Origin of the sequence: Streptomyces sp. NPDC127108 (assembly GCF_042677545.1) — a bacterium.
GTDB lineage: Bacteria > Actinomycetota > Actinomycetes > Streptomycetales > Streptomycetaceae > Streptomyces.
In genome coordinates this window covers 67,034-90,144 of record NZ_JBHXTE010000038.1, presented here as the reverse complement: position 1 = coordinate 90,144, position 23,111 = coordinate 67,034, and the positions used below count along the sequence as shown (strand labels likewise).

Here is a 23,111-nt window from a genome sequence, read left to right as displayed (position 1 = left end):
GGCGGCTGCCTCTCGTGACGGGCCGGTGGTGGTCACTTGGTGCCGAGTGCCTTCTGCAGGGCGGCGAGGTTGGACCGCATCACCTCGATGTAGTCGTCGCCCTTCGACTTGTCCGTGATGCCCTCGATCGGGTCGAGCACGGCGGTCTTCAGCTTCGCGTCCTTCGCGAGGGTCTTCGCGGTCTTGTCGCTGACCAAGGTCTCGTAGAACACCGTGGTGACGCCGTCGGCCTTCGCCATCTCCTGGAGGTCCTTGACGCGGTTCGCGCTCGGCTCGCTCTCCGGGTCCAGGCCGGAGATGGCCTCCTCGGTGAGGCCGTAGCGCTCGGCGAGGTAGCCGAAGGCCGCGTGGGTGGTGATGAAGACCTTGCCGTCGGTGTTCTTCAGGCCGTTCTTGAAGTCCGTGTCCAGGCCCTTGAGCCGCTTCACCAGGGCGGCGGTGTTCTTCTCGTACGTGGCCCTGTGGTCCGGGTCGGCCTTCGCGAAGGCCTTGCCGACGCCCTCGGCGACCTCGGCGTAGCGCACCGGGTCCAGCCAGATGTGGGGGTCCTTGCCGCCCGGGGTCTCGTGGGTGTGGCCCTCGTGGCCGTGCTCCTCCTCGGAGCCGTGCTCGTCGCCCTCGCCGTGCTCGTCGTGCTCCTCGGCGTGCCCGCCGACCTCGGTGCCGTGCTTCTCCAGGCTGGTCAGCGAGGCGGTGTCGATCTTGGTCTTGATGCCGGACTGGCCGATGGCCTCGTCCACGGAGGGCTGCAGTCCCTTCAGGAAGAGCGCGGCGTCCGCGTTCTCCAGCTGCGCCGTCTGCTTGGCGCTGATCTCCAGGTCGTGCGGCTCCTGGCCGGGCTCGGTGAGCGTCGTGACCTCGACGTCGTCACCGCCGATCTCCTTGGCCAGGAACTCCATCGGGTAGAACGACGCCACCACGTCCAGCTTGCCCTCGTTGTTCTTGTCCGCCGCGTCGGAGGAGCAGCCGGACAGGGCGGTGACGCCCAGGACCGTGGCGGTCGCGAGGGCGGCGGTGGGTATGAGGCGTCGTACGTTCATGACAGTCATTTTCAACAAACTTGGAAACGGTTGTCAACAAAGTGTCGATCTGTACGCGTCTGCTCGCGCTCGGCGACAGCGGGAACCGGCCCGTGCCCGAACCGATTTGATCCGAGGGGTACGGCCGCCGGTAATCTGAAGCATTCGCTCCTGAGGCATGCGCTTCGTCAGCCCTGAAGCGTGGCTTCGCCGTCGTCGTAATGAAGAGAGCACCGTGGCCGCCGACAAGATCGACACCATCGTCAGCCTGAGCAAGCGCCGAGGCTTCGTCTTTCCGTGCAGTGAGATCTACGGCGGCCAGCGAGCCGCCTGGGACTACGGACCCCTGGGCGTCGAGCTGAAGGAGAACCTCAAGCGCCAGTGGTGGCGCTACATGGTCACCTCGCGGGAAGACGTCGTCGGCATCGACTCGTCCGTGATCCTGGCCACCGACGTCTGGCAGGCCTCCGGCCACGTCGCCACCTTCACCGACCCGCTGACCGAGTGCACCTCCTGCCACAAGCGCTTCCGCGCGGACCACCTGGAGGAGGCCTTCGAGGAGAAGAAGGGCCGCGCCCCGGAGAGCCTCGCCGACATCAACTGCCCCAACTGCGGCACCAAGGGCCAGTTCACCGAGCCCAAGCAGTTCTCCGGCCTGCTCTCCACCCACCTCGGCCCCACCCAGGACAGCGGCTCCGTCGCCTACCTGCGGCCCGAGACCGCCCAGGGCATCTTCACCAACTTCGCCCAGGTGCAGACCACCTCCCGGCGCAAGCCCCCGTTCGGCATCGCCCAGATGGGCAAGTCCTTCCGCAACGAGATCACGCCCGGCAACTTCATCTTCCGCACCCGCGAGTTCGAGCAGATGGAGATGGAGTTCTTCGTCAAGCCGGGCGAGGACGAGAAGTGGCAGGAGTACTGGATGGAGCAGCGCTGGAACTGGTACACCGGCCTGGGCCTGCGCGAGGAGAACATGCGGTGGTTCGAGCACCCGAAGGAGAAGCTCTCCCACTACTCCAAGCGCACCGCCGACATCGAGTACCGCTTCCAGTTCGGCGGCTCCGAGTGGGGTGAGCTGGAGGGCGTCGCCAACCGCACCGACTACGACCTCTCGGCGCACTCCAAGGCCTCCGGCCAGGACCTCTCCTACTTCGACCAGGAGGCCGGCGAGCGCTGGACTCCGTACGTCATCGAGCCCGCCGCCGGTGTCGGCCGCACGATGCTCGCCTTCCTGCTCGACTCCTACGTCGAGGACGAGGCCCCCAACGCCAAGGGCAAGCTGGAGAAGCGCACGGTCATGCGCTTCGACCACCGCATCGCCCCGGTGAAGGTCGCCGTCCTGCCGCTGTCCCGCAACCCGGAGCTGTCCCCGAAGGCCAAGGGTCTCGCGACGGCGCTCCGGCAGAACTGGAACATCGAGTTCGACGACGCGGGCGCCATCGGCCGCCGCTACCGCCGCCAGGACGAGATCGGCACGCCGTACTGCGTGACGGTCGACTTCGACACCCTGGAGGACAACGCGGTGACCGTGCGCGAGCGCGACACCATGAAGCAGGAGCGGGTCTCCCTCGACCAGATCGAGGGCTACCTGGCGACGCGCCTCGTCGGCTGCTGACGTTCACCCTTTCTTTGACGTCAAGGCCCCCGGTTCCGGCCACGGAACCGGGGGCCTTTGCTGCACACTGGGCGCCATGCCTTCGACGACCACGAGCAAGGTCAGCAGATGGGACCAGCATGGGCGCGAACACGTCGTCCATGTGCAAAAGGCGGGCGTACAGCGGCAGTTGACCTGCGACACCTGCGGCTGGAGCCGCAAGGCGCAGTTCCTGCCGTGGCTCAAGGCCGAGGAACATTTGGCCCAGGAGCATCAGGCGACGGTGGATCCGACGGGGGCGGGCGGCTAGGCCGGGCCCCGTAAGGGGCGCGGGGAACTGCGCGACCAGCCACGAGGCACCCGCACTCGGAAACGCAGCCGAGCCGCCACGGCGAGTGGCAGCGCACCTATCCACCGCTGCGGACCAGGTCGGCCGCCTTTTCCCCGATGACCAGCGCAGCGGCGTTCGTGTTGACGGACACGATGCCCGGCATCACCGACGCGTCCGCGACCCTGAGACCCGTGACCCCCCGCACGCGGAGGTCAGGACCCACCACCGCCTCCGGCCCCGTGCCCATCGCACAGCTCCCCGCCAGATGGAAGTACGGCCCCGTGGCCGCCGAGAGGAACCCCCGCAGTCCCGCCGCGTCCGTCACCCCGGCGCCCGGCAGCACCTCACGCGCCCCCCACTCGGCGAACGGGCGCGCGGCCGCTATCTCCCGCGCCACCTCAAGCCCGTGCAACATCCGCCGCACGTCCGACTCGTCCCCGAGATACCCCGGGTCGATCAGCGGCGCCGATGCCGGGTCGGCGTCGGCGAGCCGCACCGAGCCCCGGGCGCGCGGCACCGTGGCCACGCCGAGGGTGAAGCCGTTCACCGGCGCCGCCATCGTCGGCGGGTGGTACGGCACATGGATGAACATCAGCTGCATGTCGGGCCCCGGCAGGGACGCGTCGCTGCGCCAGGCGAGGGAGGCCTCCGAGAGGTTGGCGCGGCCCGCCGGTATCGGCTTCTCCGTCGCGTACACGAGCCCGCACAGCGGATGGTCCTGGAGGGCCCGGCCCACCCCCGGCAGATCGTGGCGCACCTCGATCCCGGCCTCGCGCAGTTCGTCGGCCGGGCCGATGCCGGACAGCAGCAGGAGCCGGGGCGAGTCGACCGCGCCCGCGCTGAGGATCACTTCGGCGCGCGCGTACGCCCGTACCGTCTCGCCGCCGCGCGTGAACTCCACGCCCGTGCACCGGTCGCCGTCGAAGAGCAGGCGGTGCGCGCGGGAGTCCGTGGACACCGTCAGCCGGGGCCGGTGCGCGGCGACGGGGTGCAGATAGGCGTCGGCCGCGCTCTGCCGGACCCCGTCGGTGACCGTCAGGTCGTGCAGGCCCGCGCCTTCCTGGCGGGGGCCGTTGAAGTCGTCGGTGCGGGGGTGACCCGCGGCCACGGCCGCGTCGACGAAGGTGCGCGAGAGCGGGTTGACGTCGGCGTCGGGGACGGGGGCGGGGCGCAGGGGCCCGGCGTCACCGCGAAAGCGGGTGTCCGCACCCGAGTTCGCGTCGGAACCCGCACCGCCGCCGATGCCGGAACCCGCACCGACGCCCATGCCGGAATCCGCACCGGCGCCCGCGCCGGAATCCGCACCAGCGCCCGCGCCGGAATCCGGCACCGTCTCCATCCGCCGGAAGTACGGCAGCAGGTCGTCGAACCCCCAGCCCTCGCAACCCGCCGCCGCCCACGCGTCGTAGTCGGCGCGGTGGCCGCGCAGGAACACCATCGCGTTGATGGCGCTGGAACCGCCGAGGGTGCGGCCGCGCGGGCAGGGCGGGGCGATGCCGCCGAGGCCCGGCTGCGGCACCGAGGCGTAGCCGTGGTCCACGTCCGAGCCGAACAGCGACGGCCACGCGAAGGGCGTCGCGAGGTCCGCCTTCGTCTCCCGAGGGCCCGCCTCGAGGAGCAGCACGCTGGTGTCGGCGTCCTCGCTCAGCCGGGCGGCGAGCACGCACCCGGCCGACCCGGCGCCGACGACTATGTAGTCGGCTTCGATCCGCCCCGACTCCGCCAACTCGCTTGCCCCTGACGCCACTTCAGCCTCCTGATGTCCCACGGGTGTGCCGGGGTTCAGGGAATCAGGAGGGGTGGGGGCGGGTCAGCGGAACGGGGGAATCGGGCGCTCTTCCGGGCGTCTCCGTCAGGGACGCAGCCCCCGTACGAGCAGGTCGAGCAGCGCCGTGAAGGCCTCCTCGGCGCCCGCGCGGGACCAGTCGGGTGCGTACGCCGGGTCGTGGTAGCGGGCCGTGGCCTCGAACAGGGCGCGGGCCGTGACGTCGGGGTCGGACGGGGTGAACTCGCCGCCCTCGACGCCCTGTCGGACGATCGCGGAGAGCTGTCCGGTGAGGTCCGCGATGTGCTCGTCGACGACCTCGCTGGCCTCGCCGACCAGGACCGTGTACGTCCCGAACAGCTCGGGGTCGTCGCCCGCCTTGTGCTGCTTGGCCTCGAAGAGCCCGGCCAGCCAGCGCCGCAGCCGGTCCTCGGCGGGCCCGTCCGCGTCGACCACGCCGGACAGGGCGTCGGACGTCCGGTCCAGCCACCGCTTGGTGACCGCCTCGCGGAGCGCGGCCTTCGTGCGGAAGTGGCGGTACACGCTGGCGTGGCTGACGCCGAGCACGCGGGCCACGTCCACCACGGTCGCCTTGGCGGCGCCGTGCCGACGAAGGACCTCCTCGGTCGCGGCGAGGATGCGCTCGGCGGTCAGGGTCTCGGTCGTAGCCATGGTCAAGAAGGTACCTGTCGCGACTGGCGGACCTGACAGGGCCGACAGGCCTGACGGATCCGCCAGTACCGGCGGCGCCGACCGGGCTGACGGCGCCGGTGCCCGGACATGTCAGTGCTCGCTGTCGAGGTGCGCCATCTGCGACTCGGGGTAGCGGGCGCCCGCGACGGCGTCGGTGGGGACGGCCTGCTCGATCGCGGCGAGGTCCGCGTCGTCGAGCGTGACGTCCAGGGCGCCGAGCGCCTCGGTGAGCCGGTCCCGGCGGCGGGCGCCGACCAGCGGCACGATCGAGGCGCCGGACCGCGGGCCCTGCGCGAGGACCCAGGCGATCGCGGTCTGCGCGACGCTCACGCCCTTGCTCTCGGCGATCTTGCGCAGGGCGTCGACGAGGTCGAGGTTGCGCTGCAGGTTGTCGCCCTGGAAGCGGGGGCTCATGCCGCGGAAGTCGTTCGCGGCGAGCTGCCGGTCGCGCTCGAAGTGCCCGGAGATCAGGCCGCGGGACAGCACGCCGTACGCGGTGACGCCGATGCCGAGCTCGGCGGCCGTGGGCAGGATCTCGGCCTCGATGCCGCGGGAGATCAGGGAGTACTCGATCTGCAGGTCCGAGATGGGGGCGACGGCGGCGGCGCGGCGCAGGGACTCGGCGCTGACCTCGGAGAGGCCGATGTGGCGCACGTGGCCCTTCTCGACCAGCTCGGCGATCGCGCCGACGGTCTCCTCGACGGGGACGTCCGGGTCGAGGCGGGCGATGCGGTAGACGTCGATGTGGTCGACGCCGAGGCGCTGCAGCGAGTACGCGGCGAAGTTCTTCACCGCCGCCGGGCGCCCGTCGTAGCCGGACCAGCCGCCGTCGGGGTCCCGGAGGGCGCCGAACTTCACGCTGGTCAGGGCCTGTTCGCGGTGGGCGGCGGGGGCGGTGCGCAGGGCCTCGCCGATGAGGAGTTCGTTGTGGCCCATCGCGTAGAAGTCGCCGGTGTCGAGGAGCGTGACGCCCGCTTCGAGGGCCGCGTGGATCGTCGCGATGGACTCCGTGCGGTCGGCCTCGCCGTACAGCGCGGACATGCCCATGCAGCCGAGGCCGAGGGCGGAGGTGGTGGGGCCGGTGGTGCCGAGCTTCAGGGTGCGCATGGGGACTCCAGGGCTTTTGCTTGGTCGGAGGGGGCGCCCGGCCGCGGGGTCGAGGTGCTCCCTCACGGAGTGGGCGTGCTTCCACCATGCACCCCTCGCTGACAGATTTCAAGTTTTGTTATCTGTTTTCTGTAACCTGTCACTCGGGGTGAGCCGCTCCGCCGTCCGCCGTGCCGTCCCGCGCGCCCACGCCCCGCTGGTCAGTGCCCCGACGGCCAGGACCGCCGCGCCGCAGCCCGCGATGATCCACCACGCGGGGCGGCTCGCCTCGGTGAAGTCGGCCGCGTACGAATCCGTGTGGGCCGCCGCGACGCCGGACGCGAGGACCGCGCCGATCACCGCGATGCCGAGGGTCTGGCCGATCTGGCGGCTGGTGGAGGCGACGGCGGCGGCGACGCCCGCCTGGGCGCGGGGCATCCCCGCGACCGCCGTGTTGGTGATGGGCGCGTTGACGAAGCCGAAGCCGAGGCCGAACAGGACGTAGGCGAGAACGCGCGTCGGGACCGCGTTCTCCGCCTCGAAGGCCGCGAACAGCACCCCGGACGCCGTCATCGCCACGCCCGCGATCAGGAGCGAGGGACGCGGCCCCCGGGCCCCGACGAGACGCCCCGACAGCGGCGCGCACACCAGCGTCATGGCCGCCATCGGCAGCATCCACAGACCGGCGTGCAGCGCGTCGAGACCGCGTACGTCCTGGAGGTAGAGGGTGGCGAGGAACAGGAAGCCGCCGAGGGCCGCGAACGCCGCGATCGCGATCACGGTGGCGCCGCTGAACGGCGCCGAACGGAAGAAGCGCAGGTCGATGAGGGGTTCGGCGCGGCGGGGCTCGTACAGGAGCAGACCCGCGAACGCGGTGGCCGCGATGGCGGCGAACGTCATGATCAGCGGCGAGGTCCAGCCCGCCGTGGGCGCCTCGATGATCGCGTACGTCAGGGCGCCGAGCACGCCGATGACCAGGAGCTGCCCGACGGGGTCGGGGCGGCGGGGCTTCGGGGCGCGGGACTCGGGGACGTAGCGCGTGGTGAGGAAGAGAGCCGCGAGGCCCACCGGCAGATTGACCCAGAAGATCGCCCGCCACCCCACCGAGTCCACGAGAAGGCCGCCGACCAGCGGGCCCGCCGCCATCGAGATGCCGACGACACCGCCCCACACACCGATGGCGCGGGCCCGCTCGCGCGGCTCGGTGAAGGTGTTCGTGATGATCGACATGGCGACGGGGTTGAGCATCGAGCCACCGACGGCCTGGACCATGCGGAACGCCACCAGGCACTCCAGGTTGGGGGCGAGGGAGCACAGGACCGAGCCGAGCGTGAACACGAGCAGGCCCGCCTGGAACACCTTGCGGCGGCCGATGCGGTCCGCGGTCGAGCCCGCGAGCATCAGCAGGGAGGCCAGGACCAGGGTGTAGGCGTCGATCGTCCACTGCATGCCCGAGACCCCGGCGTCGAACTCGCGGCGCATGGTGGGCAGCGCCACGTTCAGGACGGTGTTGTCGAGGCTCACGATCAGCAGGCTCATGCAGCAGATCGCGAGCACGAGCATCCGGCGCCGGTGGCTGAGCTCGGGCATACGGTCGACGGTATCCCCAGGCGGCGTGCCCCGCCTCGGACGGGATGCGGCGCCCCAGGGGGCGCACCCCGCGCCCGCCGGGCGTCAGCCGAGGTCGCGCGGCAGCCGCAGGCTCAGCACGGCGAGGCCGAGGAGCCCGGCGAGCTGGACGGCCAGGACCGTCGCGAACGCCTCCCGCAGACCCACCCCGGAGTGCAGGGCCAGGAACAGCGACCCGAGCGTCGCCACCCCCACGGCCAGGCACGACTGCTGCGCCGTCGCCGCGAGCCCGCTGCCCGCGCCCGCCCGCGCCGCGGGGACGGCCGACAGCAGGATGCGGAAGTACAGCGGCAGCTGGACGCCCTGGCCGAAGCCGCACAGGGCCAGGCCCGGAGCGAGGGCGAGCGGGGTGAGCGCGGACCAGGGCGCCCACAGGACGGTCAGGGCGAGGACGGTGACGCCCGCGCCGTGGACCAGCGCGCACAGGGTCAGGGCGCGGCTGCCCAGCCGGTTCACCAGGCGGGGCGCGAGCAGGGACGCGGTGAACTGCGCCACGCCCATCGGGATCAGGGTCAGGCCCGCCTTGAGCGCCCCGAACCCGAGGCCCTCCTGGAGGGTCACCGCGCTCACGAACATCCAGCCGCTGAACCCGATGAAGATCGGCAGGCCGATGAGCAGCCCCCGGCGGACGCCCGGCTCGCGCATCAGCGACGGCGGCAGGAGCGGGCTGCCGCCGCTGCCCTCCGCACGGCGCTCCACGACCGCGAACGCCCACATCAGGAAGGGTGCCGCGACCAGGGTGACGATCGACCACAGCGGCCAGTCCGCGGCCCGGCCCTCGGTGAGGGGCAGCAGGAACGCGGTCAGCGCCACGGCGAGCAGGACCGTGCCGGCGAGGTCCCCGCGCGCCGGGCGCTCCGCGCGGCTGTCCGGCACCGAGCGCACGGCGAGCACCAGGGCGAGCGCGGCCACCGGCACGTTGATCAGGAACACCATGCGCCAGCCGGTGCCCCACAGGTCGGCCGCCACCAGGACGCCGCCGAGTATCTGCCCGAGCACCATCGAGACCCCGCCGACGGAGCCGTACAGCGACACCGCCCGGGCACGGCGCTCCCCGCTGGTCGTCGCGTGGATCGTGGCGAGGACCTGCGGCAGCATCAGCGCCGACGCCGCGCCCTGCGCCACCCGCGCCGCCACAAGCCACCAGGCGGTCGGCGCGAGCCCGCACGCCAGCGAGGTCACGCCGAAGGCGACGGCGCCCCACAGGAACAGGCCCCGCCGCCCGTAGGTGTCGCCGAGCCGCCCGCCGAGGACGAGCAGGACGGCGTACGCGACGGCGTAGCCCGCGACGACCATCTCCAGGGTGGCGGCGGGGGCGTTCAGGTCGGACTCGATGTCGGGCAGCGCGACGTTGACGACGAAGAAGTCGATCATCGGCAGGGCGGCGCCGAGCAGGACGGTGACGAGGCCCAGGGGGGTGAGGGCGGGGGCCTTCGGGGGATGCGAAGAGAGAGAGGAGAGGGGAGCGGCAGGTGTGCGGGGCTGGGTGCCGTTGGTCGTGGAAGTCACGGATACGACGATGGGCGGGCGCCCAGGGGGGTACCAGAGTCTCTTTATCCTGGTAGCAGGCGCACCTGGAAACGGGGTGAGGGGTGCGGCAGCCTGGGGGTGTGACCGTTACCGCAGAGCCCGCCGTCGCGGCCCCCGCAGGAACCCACGCCGCCCCCGCGACCGCCCCCGACATCCGCCGCCAGGAACTCGCCGCCTTCCTGCGCAGCCGCCGCGAGCGCATCTCGCCGGAACAGGTGGGCCTGGTCCGCGGGGCCCGGCGCCGCACGCCGGGACTGCGCCGCGAGGAGGTCGCGCACCTCGCCGCGGTCGGCGTCACCTGGTACACGTGGCTGGAGCAGGGCCGGGCCATCCGGGTCTCCGCGCAGGTCCTCGACGCCATCGCCCGCGCGCTGCTCATGGACCCGACCGAGCGCGCCCACCTCTTCGTGCTCGCGGGCGTCATCGACCAGCGCCCCGACTACGACTGCCCGCTGCTCTCCCCGACCGCGCTGCGCCTGATGCACACCATCGCGCCCTACCCCGCCACCCTGCAGAACGCCCGCTACGACGTCCTCGCCCACAACCGCCCCTTCGCCCAGGTCTTCGGCGAGCTGACCGAGCTGCCGCCGCGCGAGCGCAACTGCCTGTGGCTGCTCACCACCAGCGCGCACTGGCGCGAGACGTTCCTCGACCGGGACGAGATGCTGCGCGACCTGATCGCCAAGTACCGCGTGGGCATGGCCGAGCACGTGGCCGAGCCCGCCTGGAAGGAGCGGCTCGACGGGCTGCTCGCGGAGTCGGCGGAGTTCCGCGAGCTGTGGGGGCGGCACGAGGTCGCGACCATGTCGCCGCACGTCAAGCGGTACCTGCACCCCGAGGTGGGGCTGCTCAGCCTGGAGCACCGCAACCTGTGGATGGCCCCGCAGCCGCAGGCGCACCGGCTCGTGGCGTACGTTCCCGCCGACGAGGAGACGGAGCGGGCGCTCGGGCGACTGGCGGAGCTGTCCCGCGAGTGAGGGACAATGGAGGCTTGCCCCCTTCCCGTACGTTCCCGGAGAGCCGCCCGATGTCCCAGCCGCTGACGCCGTCACCGACGCCGACGACGACGCCTCTCGCCATCGGCCCGCACACCGTGCGCCCGCCCGTCGTGCTCGCGCCGATGGCCGGGATCACGAACGCGCCGTTCCGCACGCTGTGCCGGGAGTTCAGCGGCGGCAAAGGGCTTTTCGTCAGCGAGATGATCACCACCCGCGCCCTGGTCGAGCGCAACGAGAAGACCATGCAGCTGATCCACTTCGACGCGAGCGAGACGCCGCGCTCGATCCAGCTGTACGGGGTCGACCCCGCGACCGTCGGCAAGGCCGTCCGCATGATCGCGGAGGAGGACCTGGCCGACCACATCGACCTGAACTTCGGCTGCCCGGTCCCGAAGGTGACCCGCAAGGGCGGTGGCTCTGCGCTGCCGTACAAGCGGCCGTTGCTGCGGGCCATCCTCAAGGAGGCCGTGAGCGGTGCCGGGGACCTGCCCGTCACCATGAAGATGCGCAAGGGCATCGACGACGACCACATCACGTTCCTGGACGCGGGCCGGATCGCCGTCGAGGAAGGCGTCACGGCGATCGCCCTGCACGGACGGACCGCCGCCCAGCACTACGGTGGCACCGCCGACTGGGACGCCATCGCCCGCCTCAAGGAGCACGTCCCGGAGATTCCCGTGCTCGGCAACGGGGACATCTGGTCGGCGGACGACGCCGTGCGGATGATGCGGCAGACCGGGTGCGACGGGGTCGTCGTGGGGCGCGGGTGCCTCGGGCGGCCGTGGCTCTTCGGAGACCTGGTGGCCGCGTTCGAGGGCACGGGGGCGCCCGCCGCTCCCTCCCTCCGTGAGGTCTCCGCCGTCATGCTGCGGCATGCCGCGCTGCTCGGTGAGTGGATCGGGGACGAGGCGCGGGGCGTCATCGACTTCCGCAAGCACGTCGCCTGGTACCTGAAGGGGTTCGCGGTCGGCTCCGAGATGCGCAAGCGCCTCGCGATCACGTCGTCCCTCGCCGAACTCGAGGACGGCCTCGGCGAGCTGGACCTCGACCAGCCGTGGCCCACCGGCGCCGACGGCCCCCGGGGCCGCACGTCCGGCAACAACCGCGTGGTCCTGCCGGACGGCTGGCTGAAGGACCCCTACGACTGCGCGGGCATCTCCCCGGACGCAGAACTGGACACCTCGGGCGGCTGACCCGCTCCTCCCAGGCCTGCCCCGACTGGCGTCCCACGCCTGCCTGAACTGGCGCCGATCCTGCCTTCACCACGCGTGCCTGCACTAGCGTCCGCGCTGCTCCTTGCATGTCCCGACGTCCGCTACGCCGACTGCACCGCTGCTGCAGCTAGCGCTGTGGGCAATCGTCCCGCAGGGCGGGACGGGTGGGCACAGCCCCGGCCGAGGGCGCCGATTCGTGCGGCGTTCAGGTGGGTTGCCCGGGGGTGGGACAGGTTGCCCGGCGCCGCGGGGCCCGCCCTGTGCCCACCCTCCCCCAAGCTCTCGGCTTCGCTCGAGCAGGGGGTGCCCCCATCGCCCTCTGGGCGGCCCAGCTGCCCACAGTGCGGGGGGCAGGGTGGGGTGGGGTGCAGCGGGCCAGCTGCCCGCAGGGTGGGGCGGGCTGGCCGAGGTGGGCGCTGGTTGCCGGTGTGTTGGGCTATGCGCCGCCCACCGCCGTCAGGAGGGCCAGAGGGGCCGCTGCCGAGCGGGATTCGCGGACGCAGGCGTGGGGGTAGGGGACCGGGGCGGGGTGGGCCGTGCGGGCGTAGCCGGCGAGGACTTCGGGGAGGCGGCCCGAGGCCGTGGTGGCGGCGTCGACGAGGGCGTGGGCGACGGCACGGGCCTCGTCGTGGAGGCCGTAGCGGGCGAGGCCGAGGGTGATGAGGGCGTTGTCGTGGGGCCAGACGGAACCCCGGTGGTAGGAGAGCGGGTGATAGGCGCCCTGCCCGGCGGCGAGCGTGCGAACGCCCCAGCCGGAGAAGAAGTCCGGTTCGAGCAGACGCCGCCCCACCGCCTCGCCGTACTCCTTGTCGAGGAGACCGGACCAGAGCAGATGCCCCGCGTCGGAGGCGAGCGCGTCGACCTGCCCACCGTCCCCGTCGAGGGCGAGCGCGGGGAAGGCCCGCGAGGGCATCCAGAAGTCCCGCTGGAACCGGTCGCGGAGGTCGGCGGCGGCCTGCGCGAGCAGGGCGGCGTACACGTCGTCGCCCCAGACGGTCCGCGCGAGCCACGCCGTGCGCCGCAGCGCGTCGTAGGCGTACCCCTGCGCCCCCGCGGCCATCACGGGCCCGAGCGTCCGGGTCCCGTCGGCGTCGCAGATCGCGCCGGGGGAGTCCTTCCAGTTCTGGTTGGCGAGCCCGCCCTCGTCCGCGCGGTACACCAGGTAGCCGCGGGCGGTGAGCCCGCCGTGGTCGAGCATCCAGCCGACGGCGGCCCGCGCGTGCGGCTCAAGACGCCGGGCGAGGGCGGTGTCGCCGGTCTGCTCGGTGTACGCGCCGAGGAGCACGAGGAACAGCGGGGTCGCGTCGACCGAGCCGTAGTAGCGCCGGAAGGGGACCTGGCCGAAGTGGGCCAGCTCCCCGTGCCGCACCTCGTGCACGATCTTGCCGGGCTGGGCGACGCGCCCCTCGGTGTGCTCGCCGGCCTGGGTGGCGGCGAGCGCGGGCAGCGTCGCGGCGGCCAGACGCGGTACGTAGGGGAGCGCGAACAGAGAGGTCAGGAGCGCGTCCCGGCCGAGCAGGGTGAGGAACCAGGGCACTCCGGCGGCGGGCACGCTCAGCTCCTCGCCGTCGGGCCCGCGCGCGGGCACCTGCAGCGAGGCGAGGTCGGCGAGGCCGCGCGTACAGGCCGCGGCCAGCTCGGGCCAACTGTCGGGCAGCGTCACGGAGGAGGTCAACTCGTCCTGTGCCTCCGTGAGTTGGCGCAGCGCGGCACTCGGCGAGCGGGGCGGGGCGGGCAGCGGCGGCCCGCCGTGCGGCCCGGCCACGACGGTCAGGGCCATGTCGACCGACCCGTGCGCGGCAAGCTCCAGGGTCCACACCATGCGGCGCGCGCCGGTGCCGGTCTCCTCGACGGCGTCCGGCGCGGGCTCGGAGGTGACGGTGGTGCGGGCCAGCCAGTCGCCCCGGCGGTACCCGAACTCGACGCCGAGGAGGGGAGGCTGGGCGGTCGCGGACCCGTCGGGCCCGGCCGCGCCGTCGACCGCCGCCGTCAGCACCCGCCGCGACCGCACGGCCCCCGTCTTCGCGTACGTACGGTGGTCCGAGCGCAGCTCGAACTGGTCGGTGAAGTCCGCGTCGACGGTCAGCGCGAGCAGCAGCGTCATCGGCACGGGCCGGTTGCTGGTGATCCGCAGCGCCTCCACCAACGAGCCGTCCACGACGGCCTGTTCACGGAAGAGGGTGTACGCGGGCGGCTCCTGGCGGCCGCCGCGCGGCACGAGCACGCAGCGCGCCACGTCGGCGTCCGCGTCCGGTCCGTACGCGATGGCGGGCGTGAGCACTTCGGGCACGGCGCCGTCCACCGTCAGCTGCCAGCGGCTCAGATGGCGGGCGTCGCGCACGAACAGCCCGTCGGGGGCGGTGCCGCCGGGCACGCCCCGGATGTCGCCGCCCGCGCCGACGGCGGCGAAGGTCGCACCCCGTACCAGCAGTCGATGATCCCGGTCAGTCATTCCGAGCCCCTTCGTCCGAACCAGGCCCCGCTGTCGTTTCCGTGCTCATGTCGCTCATGTCGCTCATGTCGCGGCCGTGCGCCGCGGCCACGCCCAGGTCGAGGGCGAGTGCCGCGCTCCAGCCGAAGCCGCGGGCGCCGCAGCCGTCTCCGGTGTACGGATCCACGTACTCGGCGAAGTCCGATGCCACCGCGGTGTCGAGGAGGGCGGCGCGCAGCGCGTCCGCGTGCTCCCGCGCGCCGTGCAGCCGAAGGCCGCGCTCCAGGAGCCAGTTGGTGTTGAACCAGGCGGGTCCGCGCCAGTACCGCCGGGGGTCGAACGCGGGGCTGAGCAGATCGTGGCTCGGCACCAGGCGGGCCCGGCCGCCGAGCTCGAAGTGCGGGCCGCGTGCCGTACGCACCAGATCGGCGACGACGTCCCGGGGCAGCCCCGGCACCACCAGGGGAATCAGCCCGGTGACCCCGCGCTCACCCACGAGCGCCCCGCTCGCGCCCTCGCCGCGGACCTGTGCCCGCCCAGGGCCCCCGGTCACCGGATCGGACCCCCCGGCCAGCAGGTCCCGGCACCGGAAGATCCCGTCCTCCGCGTCCCACAGCCGCTCCACGAGCACCCGCGTCAGCCGCTCCGCGCGGTCGTGCCGGGCCGTCGCGGGCACGCCCAGCTCGGCGGTGATGCGGGCGAGGGCGTGCTCGGAGGCGATGAGGAGGGCGTTGAACGCGGGGTCCTCGACGGCGAATCCGAACCCGCCGGTTCCGCCGGACGTTCCGGCACGCGCACGCATCCCGGCCCCGTACCCGTACCCCGCGTCCCGGTACTCCGTCGCAAGGCGCACGTACCGCCCGTAGTCGAGGTCCGTCGGCCGGTCCTGGGGCGAGCCGTGGTCGAGGTCGGCGCGGCGGTAGCTGTGCGGGCGCGCGGGCGGGACGCGGCTCAGCGGGCCGTCCCAGCAGGGGCTGTTGTCCATGCCCTGTTCCCAGGGGTGGACGACGGCCGCGAGGCCCGCGCCGCCGAGGTCGCGGTGGTGCAGCAGATGGCGGTGCCAGGCGGCGAGGCGCGGGTGGAGGCGGGACAGGAAGGAGCGGGCCCGGGAGAGGCCGGGGTCGGCCAGGTGCACCAGCCAGGCGGCCAGGGCGTGCACCGGGGGCTGCACGATGCCGGAGGTCTGCACGGCGAGCGGCGCGCCCGCCGCGCGTCCGGCGGTGGTGGAGCGCCAGAAGTCGGGGCTCGGGAAGTACGCGTCGAGCGGGACGGCGGGGTTGAACACGATGTGCGGCACGCGGCCGTCGGCCCACTGCGCGGACAGAAGCGTCTCCAGCTCCAACTGGGCGCGCAGCGGCGAGAGATGGCGTAATCCGATGGCGATGAAAGCGGAGTCCCAGGACCACTGGTGGGGATACAGCGCGCGGGAGGGGACGGTGGAGGTGCCGGTCCAGTTGGCGCCGAGGACGCGGGCCGCGCGCTCGCGGAGCGCGGCGGGGGCGGCCTGCGGGGCCCCTGGGGTCCGCGGGGGGTGCGATGCGGGCGGAGGGCCCGCGCCGCGCCGCGCCGAGGGCCCGGCTGTGCTTGCGGCAGGGGACCGGATCGCGGCCCTCGTCGTGGTCGTACGGTCCACGCGGCACTCCCGGGGGCTGTGGGAACCGCGCGCCGAAGCCGCGCCCGACAGCCTGTCAGTTTGGATCCATCCACCATAGAGTTACGTCTGCGCAACACGCAAAACTCAATATGTAACGCCGAGTTGACGAGCGCAAGAGGCTGTCGGGCCGCGTGCCCGGGCAGGGAGTGGGCATGAGGAACGGGACTCCGGCACGTCCGGCCGCCGCCCAGGCGAGCGCGGGCGACCTGCTGCACCTGGTCCGCAGCGGCCGCGCCACCACGCGCGGCGCGCTGCAACGCGTCACCGGCCTGTCCCGCGCCACCGTCGGCCAGCGCCTGGACCGGCTGTTCCGCGCGGGCTGGCTGCGGGAGGGCGCGGGCAACCCGGTCAGCTCGCCGCTCGGCGGCCGCCCCTCGGTGCGCCTGGAGTTCGACGACGCGCACGCCGTCGTCCTCGCCGCCGACCTGGAGACCCGGCACGCCCGCACGGCCCTGCTGACCCTCGCCGGAGAGGTCGTCGCCGAGCGCGGCGGGGCGCTGCGCGTGGAGGACGGCCCGGAGCGGGTCCTCGACCGGCTCGGCGCGGTCTTCGGCGAGCTGCTGCGCGAGAGCGGCAGGGACGCGGCCTTGGTGTGCGGCATCGGCCTGGCCGTGCCGGGCCCGGTCGACTCCGGGACCGGCCGGGTGGTGCAGCCGCCGATCATGCCCGGCTGGGACGGCTACGACATAAGAGGCAGGCTGCGCCGCGCCTTCACGGAGCACACCGGGCACGGCGGCGTGCCCGCCCCGGTGCCGGTGCTCGTCGACAACGACGCGAACCTCATGGCGTACGCGGAGCAGCGCGCCCACTACCCGGACTGCTCGGCCTTCGCCCTGGTCAAGGTCTCCACCGGGATCGGCGCGGGCGTCGTCGTCGACGGCTCCCTCTACCGGGGCATCGACGGCGGCGCGGGCGACATCGGGCACATCCGGGTGCCCGGGGTGCCGGGGAGCGCCGCCGCGCCGTGCAAGTGCGGTTCGTACGGCTGTCTGGCCGCGGTGGCCAGCGGGCGGGCGGTGGCGGCCCGGCTCGCGGCGGCGGGGGTGCCGGCCGCGTCGGGCTCGGACGTGCGGGAGCTGCTCGCCGCGGGGCACCCGGAGGCGGTGGGGCTCGCGCGGGAGGCCGGGCGGCAGGTCGGCGAGGTCCTCGCCACCGTCGTGACGCTCCTGAACCCCGGCGTTCTCATGATCGCCGGAGATCTGGCCGGAACACCCTTCCTCACGGGTGTGCGCGAGCTGCTCTACCAGCGGGCCCTGCCGCGCTCCACGGCCCACCTGGAGATCGTCACCTCGCGGCTCGGGGGCCGCGCGGGGCTGATCGGGGCGGGTGCGCTGGTCGTGGAGCACCTGTACGCGCCGGAGCGGGTGGAGGAGCGGCTCGTGGCGCTCGGGGTGTGAGGCGGTTTCGCGGGGGTGTCGCCGAGGGGGCGCGGAGGTGCCCGGATGCCGAGACCGGGCCCGGATCCGGCCGCTTCAAACGGCGTGATTCTCGCCACCCTTGATGGGGCTTGCGCTCAGATGAGCGGGTTCCGGGTGGCTGCACTTCTCGGAGGGGTGGCACTCAGTGCCATCGCTCGATCATTTATGGCCTGAACTCACATCTGAGTTTGATCCGCTCATCTGAGCAAAATGGCGGGTGATCGAGAGTTGTGCGTTCAAGTCCTGAACGCAATTACGCCACCTGCGCTACTCCCGAGTCACTTTCGATCTAGCGGCGGACGGGTGGTTACGCCCGGTCGACCCACAAGTGGACGTACCCAGACGCCTTCGATCTGGGTATGTTCCTCGCCGTCAGGGCAGCCACCGCGTCCTCGAGGAGTCGAGACCCGTGTCGGAAAACAAAGATCCCCACGTACCTCAGGGAACTCAGGGCGTGAAGTTCGTCTACGACTTCACCGAGGGCAACAAGGAGCTCAAGGACCTCCTCGGCGGCAAGGGCGCGAACCTCGCCGAGATGACCAACCTGGGCCTTCCCGTGCCGCCGGGCTTCACCATCACCACCGAGGCCTGCAAGGTCTACCTCGAGAGCGGAGACGAGCCCGCGGCACTGCGTGACGAGGTGAGTGCGCACCTCTCCGCCCTCGAAGCCGCGATGGGCAAGAAGCTCGGCCAGGCCGACGACCCGCTCCTCGTCTCCGTCCGCTCGGGCGCCAAGTTCTCCATGCCCGGCATGATGGACACCGTCCTGAACATCGGGCTCTCCGACAAGTCCGTGCAGGGCCTCGCCAAGCAGGCCGGCGACGACCGCTTCGCGTGGGACTCCTACCGCCGCCTCATCCAGATGTTCGGCAAGACCGTGCTCGGCGTCGACGGCGAACTCTTCGAGGACGCGCTGGACAAGGCCAAGCAGGCCAAGAAGGTCACGGTCGACACCGACCTGGACGCGGCCGAGCTGAAGAAGCTCGTCACCAAGTTCAAGAAGATCGTCAAGTCCGAGGCGGGGCGCGACTTCCCGCAGGACGCGCGCGAGCAGATGGACCTCGCCATCCACGCGGTCTTCGACTCCTGGAACACCGACCGCGCCAAGCTCTACCGCCGCCAGGAGCGCATCCCCGGCGACCTCGGCACCGCCGTCAACGTCTGCTCCATGGTCTTCGGCAACCTCGGCCCCGACTCCGGCACCGGCGTCGCCTTCACCCGCGACCCGGCCTCCGGCCAGCAGGGCGTGTACGGCGACTACCTCCAGAACGCGCAGGGCGAGGACGTCGTCGCGGGCATCCGCAACACCGTGCCGCTCGCCGATCTTGAGCAGCTCGACAAGAAGTCGTACGACCAGCTCATGCAGATCATGGAAACGCTCGAGACGCACTACAAGGACCTGTGCGACATCGAGTTCACCATCGAGCGCGGCCAGCTGTGGATGCTCCAGACCCGCGTCGGCAAGCGCACCGCCGGTGCCGCGTTCCGCATCGCCACCCAGCTCGTCGACCAGGGCCTGATCGACGAGGCCGAGGCCCTCCAGCGCGTCAACGGCGCGCAGCTCGCCCAGCTGATGTTCCCGCGCTTCGACGACGAGTACGCCAACGGCGGGAAGGGAGCCGAGCAGCTCGGCCGTGGCATCGCCGCGTCGCCGGGTGCCGCCGTCGGCAAGGCCGTCTTCGACTCGTACACCGCCATCAAGTGGTCGCGCTCCGGCGAGAAGGTCATCCTGATCCGCCGCGAGACCAACCCCGACGACCTGGACGGCATGATCGCCGCCGAGGGCATCCTGACCTCGCGCGGCGGCAAGACCTCGCACGCGGCCGTCGTCGCGCGCGGCATGGGCAAGACCTGTGTGTGCGGCGCCGAGGACCTGGAGGTCGACACCAAGCGCCGCCGTCTGACGGTGAACGGCCACGTCGTCGAGGAGGGTGACGTCGTCTCCATCGACGGCTCCACCGGCAAGGTGTACCTGGGCGAGGTCCCGGTCGTGCCGTCCCCGGTCGTGGAGTACTTCGAGGGCCGCATGCACGCGGGCGCCGACGACGCCGACGAGCTGGTCAAGGCCGTGCACCGGATCATGGCCTACGCGGACCGGGTCCGCCGCCTGCGGGTGCGCGCCAACGCCGACAACGCCGAGGACGCGCTCAGGGCCCGGCGCTTCGGCGCCCAGGGCATCGGCCTGTGCCGCACCGAGCACATGTTCCTCGGCGAGCGCCGCGAGATGGTCGAGCACCTCATCCTCGCGGACACCGACGAGGAGCGCGAGAACGCCCTGAAGGAGCTCCTGCCGCTCCAGAAGCGGGACTTCATCGAGCTGTTCGAGGCCATGGACGGCCTCCCGGTGACGGTGCGTCTCCTCGACCCGCCGCTGCACGAGTTCCTGCCCGACATCACCGAGCTCTCGGTGCGCGTCGCCCTCGCCGAGTCCCGCAAGGACCACAACGAGAACGACCTGCGCCTGCTCCAGGCCGTGCACCGCCTGCACGAGCAGAACCCGATGCTGGGCCTGCGCGGCGTACGCCTCGGCCTCGTCATCCCCGGCCTGTTCACCATGCAGGTCCGTGCGATCGCCGAAGCGGCGGCCGAGCGCAAGAACGCCAAGGGCGACCCGCGCGCGGAGATCATGATTCCGCTCGTCGGCACCGTCCAGGAGCTGGAGATCGTCCGCGAGGAGGCCGAGCAGGTCATCGCCGACGTCGAGCGCAGCACCGGCGTGGCCCTGAAGCTGGCGCTCGGCACGATGATCGAGCTGCCCCGCGCCGCCCTCACCGCCGGACAGATCGCCGAGGCCGCCGAGTTCTTCTCCTTCGGCACGAACGACCTCACCCAGACGGTGTGGGGCTTCTCCCGCGACGACGTGGAGGCGTCCTTCTTCACCGCCTACCTCGAAAAGGGCATCTTCGGCGTCTCCCCGTTCGAGACGATCGACAAGGACGGCGTCGGCAAGCTCGTCCGCGACGCCGCGGCGGCCGGCCGCGCCACCCGCCCCGACCTCAAGCTCGGCGTCTGCGGCGAGCACGGCGGCGACCCCGAGTCCGTCCACTTCTTCCACGAGGTGGGCCTGGACTACGTCTCCTGCTCCCCGTTCCGCATCCCGGTGGCCCGCCTGGAAGCGGGCCGCGCGGCCTCCACCTCGGCGGGCAGCGACCACCGCTGACCCCCGGCGGGCCAAGCCCCGCGAAGACCCCGGGCCCGCCGCCGTGTCCCCGACCCTCAACCGATGCGGCGGCGGTCCCGGTCCACGATGAAGGGGCGCCATCCTGTGCGGGGGTGGCGCCCCTTCGCCCTGCCCGCCCGAGTCGAGGCGATCCGGTGGAGGTGTACAGGGCTCCTTCTGCGTCCAACTGAGCGGTACCAAAACCGATCAGAAGGAGCTTCACGTGCAACATCCCGCATATCGGCGGCGCCTCGTGCCGGTGCTCGCGCTGGGAGTGGTGGCCGGGCTCGCGCCGGGGCTCGTCGCCGGGTCGGCGTCGGCCGCCTCGGGGGACAGGGCGGCCGCGGCGGACTCGGCGGCCCCCGCGGCCCCCACGTCCGCGAGAGCCGCCGCCGGAGTCGACGCAGAACGCCTCGCCCCGTACACCCGTCAGAAGCTCACCTGGAAGCGGTGCGCCGCCGATCAGCCCGCCAAGTACCAGTGCGCCACGCTGAAGGTGCCGCTCGACTACGACAAGCCCGAGGGTAAGCGGATCGACGTCGCGATATCCCGGGTCAAGACCAGTGTGCCGGGCAAGCGGCGCGGGGTGCTGACCTCCAACCCGGGCGGGCCCGGAGGGTCGGGGCTCGATCTGTCGCTGATGTTCGCCAAGGGCCTGCCGAAGAACGTGCGCGAGCAGTACGACATGATCGGGTTCGACCCGCGCGGGGTCGGCGCGAGCACGCCCCTCGAATGCGGACTCACCGAGGCCGAGCAGACCTACCCGCGGCCCACCCGCAGTGCCGCCGAGCACGCCGCGAACACCAAGTGGGCCAAGCGGGTCGCCGACAAGTGCCGGGCGAAGTACGGGAGTTCGCTGACCCACATCAGCACCCGCAACACCGCGCGCGACATGGACGTCATGCGCGCCGCCCTCGGCGAGAAGAAGCTGTCGTACTTCGGCGTCTCCTACGGCACCGCGCTCGGCGCCGTCTACATGCAGCTGTTCCCGCAGCGCGCCGACCGCTTCGTCCTGGACAGCGCCGTCGACCCGGGCCGGATGTGGCGCGGCATGTTCCAGGTCTGGGCGCCGGAGGCCGAGCGGGCCTACAAGCGGTGGACCAAGTGGACGGCCGCGCGCAACGCCACGTACCACCTGGGTGACTCCCCGGCGAAGGTCGCCCGGACCTTCCGCAAGCTGGTGGCGCGAGCCGACGTCGACCCCATCGTCGTCGACGGCCAGAAGCTCGACGGCGCCGCCGTGCGCGACATCACGCGCGCCGAGTTCTTCACCGTCCGGAGCGGCGCGAAGACGGTCGCCGACCTGAAGAAGGCGGCCGAGGGCCGTCAGGTGCGCGAACTGCCCGGCGCACAGGAGCAGTCGCTCGACAACATGACCTCGAGCCAGCTCGCCGTCGTCTGCTCCGACGCCTCCTGGCCGCGCGACCCCGAGACGTACCGCCGCGACGCGATCCGCGACGGCGCCCGCTACCCGCTGTACGGCGACTTCGCCTCCTCCATCACCCCCTGCGCCTACTGGGACCGGGGCGCCGAGCCCGCCACCAAGGTGGACAACAAGGTCAAGTCGCTGGTCGTGCAGAACGAGTGGGACTCGCAGACCCCGCTGGTCACCGGCAAGGCCATGCACCGCGCCCTGAAGGGCTCCCGCATGGTCACCGTCGCCGGCGGCGAGGGCCACGGCGTCGTCTTCGGCGGGAGCAGCAACGCCTGCGCGGAGAAGGCCACGATGGGCTACCTGGTCACCGGCAAGCTCCCGGCGAAGGACCTCACCTGCAAGGCGACCTCCGGCGGCCAGCGGCGCGCCGAGACCGCGAATCCCGCACCCGCGCCCTTCGGGCTGCGCTAGACCGGGGCCCGTGCGCGGGGACGCCCTCCCGCGCACGGGCGTCAGTCCCCGGTCCGCGGACAGGACGCGATTCCGGAGCGGGCGAAAGCGCATCCAACCGATCTGGATCGGGCAACTGCGGCTGCTTTCGCCCTATGTCCCCTCAAGGGGCGGCGTCACTTCCTAGAGTCCCCGCGTGGGCCGGAGAACCAGCCCGCATCACCCTCAGAGGAGGACTCGTGACCAGTGTGGAAGTGTCTCTCAAGACCCTGCTGACCGAGGCCGACGGAGCGCTGGGAGCCGCCGTCGTCGACTACACCAGCGGCATGGCGCTCGGCACCCTGGGCGGCGGAAAGGACCTGGACCTGTCCGTCGCGGCAGCCGGCAACACCGACCTGATCCGCGCCAAGGTGCGCACCATGGAGACGCTGGGCATGAAGGACAAGATCGAGGACATCCTGGTGACACTGGGCTCCCAGTACCACCTCATCCGGCCGGTGACCGGGAGGGCCGGGAACGGCCTGTTCATCTATCTCGTCATCGACAAGGGCCGGTCGAACCTGGCCATGGCACGCCATCTCCTGAAGCGCACCGAGGAGCAGATGGAGGTGTGACCTGCGGCGCTTTTTCTGCGCCCACTACTTGAAGAATTCTTCAAGCAGCCATCTCTGCATCTGCCGAACTCTCGGCTCGAAAGGCCCCAGGCCGGGAAGGATGAGACGTCATACCGGGTGCGGCGGCAGCCGAGGCCGCCGCACCTCGTC

16 protein-coding genes are annotated in these 23,111 nt (G+C 72.2%); 8 read left to right on the top strand and 8 right to left on the bottom strand.

Going from position 1 to position 23,111, the window contains the following annotated elements; genetic code table 11:
- Window positions 1–32 precede the first annotated feature (32 nt).
- Complete coding sequence (locus ACFVHO_RS28770; protein WP_385720645.1) at window positions 33–1,040, bottom strand: metal ABC transporter solute-binding protein, Zn/Mn family; 1,008 nt, start codon at window positions 1,038–1,040, stop codon at window positions 33–35.
- 214 nt (window positions 1,041–1,254) lie between these two features.
- Here ACFVHO_RS28770 and ACFVHO_RS28765 point away from each other — a divergent pair, with 214 nt between their 5' ends.
- Together ACFVHO_RS28765 and ACFVHO_RS28760 are read left to right on the top strand one after the other, a co-directional pair.
- A complete protein-coding gene (locus ACFVHO_RS28765; RefSeq protein WP_385720643.1) occupies window positions 1,255–2,634 on the top strand; it encodes a glycine--tRNA ligase in 1,380 nt (459 codons plus the stop codon).
- A 76-nt stretch (window positions 2,635–2,710) separates the two neighbouring features.
- The gene (locus ACFVHO_RS28760; protein ID WP_385720640.1) at window positions 2,711–2,923 is read left to right on the top strand and encodes a hypothetical protein; all 213 of its coding nucleotides are present in this window, start codon (window positions 2,711–2,713) and stop codon (window positions 2,921–2,923) included.
- A 97-nt stretch (window positions 2,924–3,020) separates the two neighbouring features.
- On the opposite strand, the gene ACFVHO_RS28755 is transcribed toward ACFVHO_RS28760, so the two are convergent.
- From ACFVHO_RS28755 to ACFVHO_RS28735, 5 genes are all read right to left on the bottom strand, one after another.
- Window positions 3,021–4,691 carry a GMC family oxidoreductase gene (locus ACFVHO_RS28755; protein WP_385720639.1) on the bottom strand — a complete coding sequence of 557 codons (1,671 nt, stop codon included), beginning with the start codon at window positions 4,689–4,691 and terminating at the stop codon, window positions 3,021–3,023.
- A gap of 105 nt (window positions 4,692–4,796) precedes the next feature.
- Window positions 4,797–5,381 carry a TetR family transcriptional regulator gene (locus ACFVHO_RS28750; protein WP_385720636.1) on the bottom strand — a complete coding sequence of 195 codons (585 nt, stop codon included), beginning with the start codon at window positions 5,379–5,381 and terminating at the stop codon, window positions 4,797–4,799.
- 111 nt (window positions 5,382–5,492) lie between these two features.
- Window positions 5,493–6,509, bottom strand: a complete 1,017-nt coding sequence (locus ACFVHO_RS28745) for an aldo/keto reductase (protein WP_385720633.1) — start codon at window positions 6,507–6,509, stop codon at window positions 5,493–5,495.
- A 108-nt stretch (window positions 6,510–6,617) separates the two neighbouring features.
- A complete protein-coding gene (locus ACFVHO_RS28740) occupies window positions 6,618–8,078 on the bottom strand; it encodes an MFS transporter (RefSeq protein ID WP_385720631.1) in 1,461 nt (486 codons plus the stop codon).
- An 84-nt stretch (window positions 8,079–8,162) separates the two neighbouring features.
- Window positions 8,163–9,626: an MFS transporter gene (locus ACFVHO_RS28735; protein WP_385720628.1), complete on the bottom strand. Its 1,464-nt coding sequence runs from the start codon at window positions 9,624–9,626 to the stop codon at window positions 8,163–8,165.
- Window positions 9,627–9,727: 101 nt separating this feature from the next.
- Between ACFVHO_RS28735 and ACFVHO_RS28730 the strand changes: the two genes are divergently transcribed.
- Window positions 9,728–10,624, top strand: a complete 897-nt coding sequence (locus ACFVHO_RS28730) for a helix-turn-helix transcriptional regulator (protein WP_385720625.1) — start codon at window positions 9,728–9,730, stop codon at window positions 10,622–10,624.
- Window positions 10,625–10,674: 50 nt separating this feature from the next.
- Window positions 10,675–11,838 carry a tRNA dihydrouridine synthase DusB gene (gene dusB / locus ACFVHO_RS28725; RefSeq protein ID WP_385720697.1) on the top strand — a complete coding sequence of 388 codons (1,164 nt, stop codon included), beginning with the start codon at window positions 10,675–10,677 and terminating at the stop codon, window positions 11,836–11,838.
- A gap of 457 nt (window positions 11,839–12,295) precedes the next feature.
- On the opposite strand, the gene ACFVHO_RS28720 is transcribed toward dusB, so the two are convergent.
- Together ACFVHO_RS28720 and ACFVHO_RS28715 are read right to left on the bottom strand one after the other, a co-directional pair.
- Window positions 12,296–14,311: a glycogen debranching N-terminal domain-containing protein gene (locus tag ACFVHO_RS28720; protein WP_385720622.1), complete on the bottom strand. Its 2,016-nt coding sequence runs from the start codon at window positions 14,309–14,311 to the stop codon at window positions 12,296–12,298.
- On the bottom strand, window positions 14,304–15,923 hold the full coding sequence (locus ACFVHO_RS28715; protein WP_385720620.1) for a hypothetical protein: 1,620 nt from the start codon (window positions 15,921–15,923) through the stop codon (window positions 14,304–14,306). Before ACFVHO_RS28715 ends, ACFVHO_RS28720 begins: the two co-directional genes overlap by 8 nt.
- 173 nt (window positions 15,924–16,096) lie before the next feature.
- Between ACFVHO_RS28715 and ACFVHO_RS28710 the strand changes: the two genes are divergently transcribed.
- The 4 genes from ACFVHO_RS28710 to ACFVHO_RS28695 all read left to right on the top strand — a co-directional run bounded on the left by ACFVHO_RS28710 (window position 16,097) and on the right by ACFVHO_RS28695 (window position 22,961).
- Window positions 16,097–17,341, top strand: coding sequence for an ROK family protein (locus ACFVHO_RS28710; protein WP_385720617.1), 1,245 nt, complete (start codon window positions 16,097–16,099; stop codon window positions 17,339–17,341).
- 430 nt (window positions 17,342–17,771) lie between these two features.
- On the top strand, window positions 17,772–20,522 hold the full coding sequence (gene ppdK, locus ACFVHO_RS28705) for a pyruvate, phosphate dikinase (RefSeq protein WP_385720614.1): 2,751 nt from the start codon (window positions 17,772–17,774) through the stop codon (window positions 20,520–20,522).
- Window positions 20,523–20,745: 223 nt separating this feature from the next.
- Window positions 20,746–22,368, top strand: a complete 1,623-nt coding sequence (locus ACFVHO_RS28700) for an alpha/beta hydrolase (RefSeq protein WP_385720611.1) — start codon at window positions 20,746–20,748, stop codon at window positions 22,366–22,368.
- Between the two features lie 218 nt (window positions 22,369–22,586).
- The gene (locus ACFVHO_RS28695; RefSeq protein ID WP_385720608.1) at window positions 22,587–22,961 is read left to right on the top strand and encodes a hypothetical protein; all 375 of its coding nucleotides are present in this window, start codon (window positions 22,587–22,589) and stop codon (window positions 22,959–22,961) included.
- Window positions 22,962–23,111 lie beyond the last annotated feature (150 nt).